This window comes from Streptomyces sp. SID3212, from assembly GCF_009865405.1.
Lineage (GTDB): Bacteria > Actinomycetota > Actinomycetes > Streptomycetales > Streptomycetaceae > Streptomyces.
On the sequence record NZ_WWJY01000412.1, the window covers coordinates 1 to 1,535 of the forward strand.

The 1,535-nt window shown below is 71.3% G+C and carries 1 protein-coding gene; it reads right to left on the reverse strand.

The genetic code is table 11. The features are described from left to right. On the reverse strand, nt 1-1,199 hold a 1,199-nt coding region (locus tag GT042_RS12525; RefSeq protein WP_161308782.1), incomplete at its 3' end, for an ABC transporter ATP-binding protein. Between the last annotated feature and the right edge of the window lie 336 nt (nt 1,200-1,535).

A 1,535-nucleotide genomic window follows, 5' to 3' on the forward strand; every position in this document is an offset into this window, starting at 1 on the left:
GTTCGGCCGTTCTCCTGGGCGGTGGGGTGCGCGTCGCCGTGGCCGGCGCCGTACCCGTTACGGCTCTCCCCGCCCGCGCCCTGACCGCCCCGCCGTCCGGCCGTACGTTCCCGCAGGCGTTCCAGCACACCGGGACCGCCGTTCCTGCGGCGGCGCGGGCCGGTCCGGGGCCTCGGTGACTCCAGATCGGTGACCACCGCCGGCCGGGAGCCGGTGTTGAGGTGCACCAGCGCCTCGTGCCCCTGGTACTCCATGTGCTCGACGATGCCGCTCAGCGCCACCTCCCCGGGGCGGGCCTGGCTGGGCGGCGCGACACGGACCGCCTCCGAGCGCAGTCCGACGATGACCTGCCGGCCCTGCTGGATCCGGAGCAACTGGTGGTCCTGGCTGAGCGGTTCGGGCAGGGGCAGGCGCTGGCGGCCGAGGTCGATCGACATGCGTCCGTCCAACGGGGCGTAGACCACGCCCTGGAGGAGGTTGATCCGGGGGGTGCCGATGAAGGCGGCGACAAACACGTTCTCGGGCAGGGCGTACACCTCACGTGGCGCGCTGACCTGTTGGAGGACCCCGCCGCGCATCACGGCGACGCGGTCCCCCAGCGACATCGCCTCCGCCTGGTCGTGGGTCACGTACACCGTGGTGACGCCGAGGTCGGCGGTCAGCCGGGCGATCTCGGCGCGCAGATGGTTGCGGAGCTTGGCGTCGAGGTTGGACAGCGGCTCGTCCATCAGGAACGCGGAGGGCCGCCGGGAGATGGCCCGGCCCATCGCGACACGCTGGCGCTCGCCGCCGGAGAGCTGGCTCGGGTAGCGGTCCAGGATGGTCTCGATGCCGAGCATCCTGGCCGTCGCCTCGACGCGTGCGGTGCTGTCCTCGCGGGGGTTCTCCAGGCGCAGCGGGAAGCCGATGTTGTCGCGGTTGGTCATCCTCGGGTAGAGCGCGAAATTCTGGAACACCATGGCCATGCCGCGTTCGCGGGGCGGCACGAGGTTGGCGCGCTCGCCGTCGAGCAGGAGGTCGCCCTCGCTGATGTCCTCCAGACCGGCGATCATGCGGAGCACGGTGGACTTGCCGCAGCCGGAGGGCCCGAGCAGCACGACGAACTCGCCGGGCGCGATGTCGAGCGAGAAGCGGTCGACGGCGCGGGTGCCCCGTCCGTACACCTTGCTGACCCTGTGCAGGGAAATGGCGCGACTCATGATGTGTTCCGCCCGGAAGAGGAGGTGGAGCGGCTGCGACGCCTGAAACTAGCCGACTACGCGCGGTCAGGGAATGACTCGCGCGAAGGTCGCGCGCGGTGCGGCCGAGGAAGCGTGGGGCCCCTGAAGTGGCCCTGGACCTGGGGTTCTTGCGGTGCGGGGTGGGCTGGGGGTGGCACGGGGGGTGGCGTGACGCGGAAGCAATACGGCGGATGCGGTGGATGGGATCCGGCCGGGAGGCGTAGCCGGAGCGGGCGGAATCGGGGGTGGGAGTCTTTCCCTGGCGTGCCCGGTGCGTTTGGTTGCGCTTACTGATGTCCTCAATCGCCGGACGGG